This window comes from Haladaptatus sp., assembly GCF_049589095.1.
Classification (GTDB): domain Archaea; phylum Halobacteriota; class Halobacteria; order Halobacteriales; family Haladaptataceae; genus Haladaptatus.
Map to the genome: position 1 here is coordinate 1 of NZ_JBAWAC010000254.1, position 2,554 is coordinate 2,554.

Genomic DNA, 2,554 nt, shown 5'->3' on the forward strand with positions numbered 1-2,554 from the left:
GAACAGTACTAAAACCAACGGTGGGGGACGTACGCGGGATACAGCCAGAAAACGACGGAAGATGGAGGCGTGGGAGAAATCGATGGAAGGATTCACATCGGGACGTGCGACGTCTCTCGTACCCGTCGAGGTGCGTTCGGATATTTCGGACGGCGTACCGACGAGGTCGTAGAAAACGACGTCACAGGGGGTGACGATTTTTATTCGCTACCGGAAATTTCCCAGATTTTAATATCCATAGTGATTTCATTGTGAACCACCAATATATGAATATTTCTATTCGTTTGCACCGGATAGTTTCAGTGAGTACGAGACGAAAACGGAGAATCCAACCGGCGAACTCCCGCAAGCGCGGCGGAGAAAAATTCCTCAAATATCGACTCCTGAAACATCCGACGAAAGGATAGAGAGCCCCGCTACCATTACAGAGATAGTACTGTAATTTTCTCGCACAGAAAATGAACCATTTATATTGGAGGAAGCACAACGAGTTCGTATGGAACTATCGGACAAAGCCTTGAACCAGGTGGATCTAAGCGTCCAAAACATCGGCGGCATCGACCAAACGGAAGTCAGCTTTTCCCCCGGAGTGACCGCCCTCACCGGTCGCAACGCGACGAACAGAACCTCCTTGCTGCAGGCGATAATGGCGGCGCTCGGTAGCGACCAATCCTCGCTGAAAGGGGATGCAGAGGAAGGTACCGTCGAGATGACTATCGGCGACAAATCGTACACGCGAACGTTGACCCGCCAGAACGGGACGGTCGTGACCAGCGGCGACCCGTATCTCGCCGACCCGGAGCTCGCGGACCTCTTCGCGTTCCTGCTCGAATCGAACGAGGCGCGCCGCGCGGTCGCACGCGGGGACGACCTACGCGACCTCATCATGCGCCCCATCGACACCGATGCGATCCAGGCCGAGATCGAACAACTGCGGGACGAGAAACGGCGACTCGACGACGAACTCGACGAACTCGATTCGCTCAAGGATGAACTTCCGGGGCTCGAAGAGAAACGAACCAAACTGCGAACCGAGATCGAGGAGAAACAGGACGAACTGGCCGAGAAGGAAGCCGAGTTGGAGGACGCCGATGCGGACGTCGGCGAGTCGAAATCCGAGAAGGCCGCACTCGAAGAGAAACTCGATGAACTGAGCGACACGCGCTCACGGCTAGAGGATATCCGGTACAACATCTCGACCGAGGAGGAAAGCATCGAGGCGCTTCAGGACGAAGTTGCGTCGCTCGAAGACGAGCAAGCGGACGATTCGGATGCGTCGGAGACGGACGTATCGATGATCACGGAGCAAATCCAGCAACGGCGGGACGAAAAACAACGGCTGGATTCGACGATGGCCGAGCTCCAGACCATCATTCAGTTCAACGAGGAGATGTTGGAGGGAACGAGCCCCGAACTGCTCTCGGCGCTTCGAGATGGAGAGCACGGAGGGCACGCGGAGTCGAACGAGTCCCTCACCGACCAACTCGTCTCCGACACGGAAACGGTCGTCTGTTGGACGTGCGGAACGGAGGTCGAAAAATCGTCGATCGAGGGGACGGTCGAACGGCTTCACGAGCTTCGACGGGAGAAACACGCCGAGCGCTCGTCGCTCGAATCCGAGATATCCGAACTTCGGGACGAAAAACAGGAACTCGAAGAGGCACAGCGACAGCGTGAACGCACGGAACAGCGCCTCGACCAACTCGAATCGGAACTCGAAGACCGAGAAGCCCGGTTGGATGACCTGCGCGGGACGCGGACGGAGTTGACCGAAGAGATCGAAGACCTCGAAGGACGGGTCGAGGAACTCGAACAGGAGGAGTACAGCGACGTGCTTGCGCTTCACAAGGAGGCGAATCAACTCGAATTCGAACTCGGGCGACTCGAATCCGACCTCGACGACGTCGAGGCCGAAATCGAGGAGATCGAATCGCAGGTCGGCGAACGCGAGCGGATCGAGGAACGGCGGGAGGACGTTCGGGAGGAACTGGCGGACCTCCGGACGCGGATCGACAGGACGGAGTCCGAGGCGGTCGAGCAGTTCAACGAGCACATGGAGACCGTGCTCGACTTGCTCGATTACGCCAACCTCGAACGAATCTGGATCGACCGAACCGAACAGAACGTTCGGGAGGGACGCCGGAAGGTCACCAAAAGCGTGTTCAACCTGCACGTAATCCGAAGCACGGAATCCGGGACGACCTACGAGGACACCATCGACCACCTCAGCGAAAGCGAGCGTGAGGTGACGGGACTCGTCTTCGCCCTCGCCGGGTATCTCGTGCACGAAGTGTACGACTACGTGCCGTTCATCCTGTTGGACTCGCTCGAAGCGATCGATTCGGACAGGATCGGCACGCTCATCGAGTATTTCAGCGAGTACGCCGGGTATCTCGTCGCCGCGTTGCTGCCCGAGGACGCGGCTGCCGTCGACGAACGACACGAACGCGTGACCGAGATCTGACGACACGCTCATCGAGCGCGTCGGGGCACTACTCCCCGTCGTTCGACCGAACCGGAATCGTCACTTCTTTTTCGCGCAGTTGGCCGTCTC

1 protein-coding gene is annotated in these 2,554 nt (G+C 57.9%); it reads left to right on the forward strand.

Annotated elements, in window-relative coordinates; all coding sequences use genetic code 11:
* Positions 1-496 precede the first annotated feature (496 nt).
* Entirely contained in the window at positions 497-2,464 is a 1,968-nt protein-coding gene (locus WBV42_RS08235; RefSeq protein ID WP_423985601.1) for an archaea-specific SMC-related protein, read from the forward strand.
* The last annotated feature ends 90 nt before the right edge of the window (positions 2,465-2,554 follow it).

Excerpts from the sequence above, each read along its gene's own strand:
- WBV42_RS08235 (WP_423985601.1), top strand. The coding sequence starts at position 497 with ATGGAACTATCGGACAAAGCCTTGAACCAGGTGGATCTAAGCGTCCAA.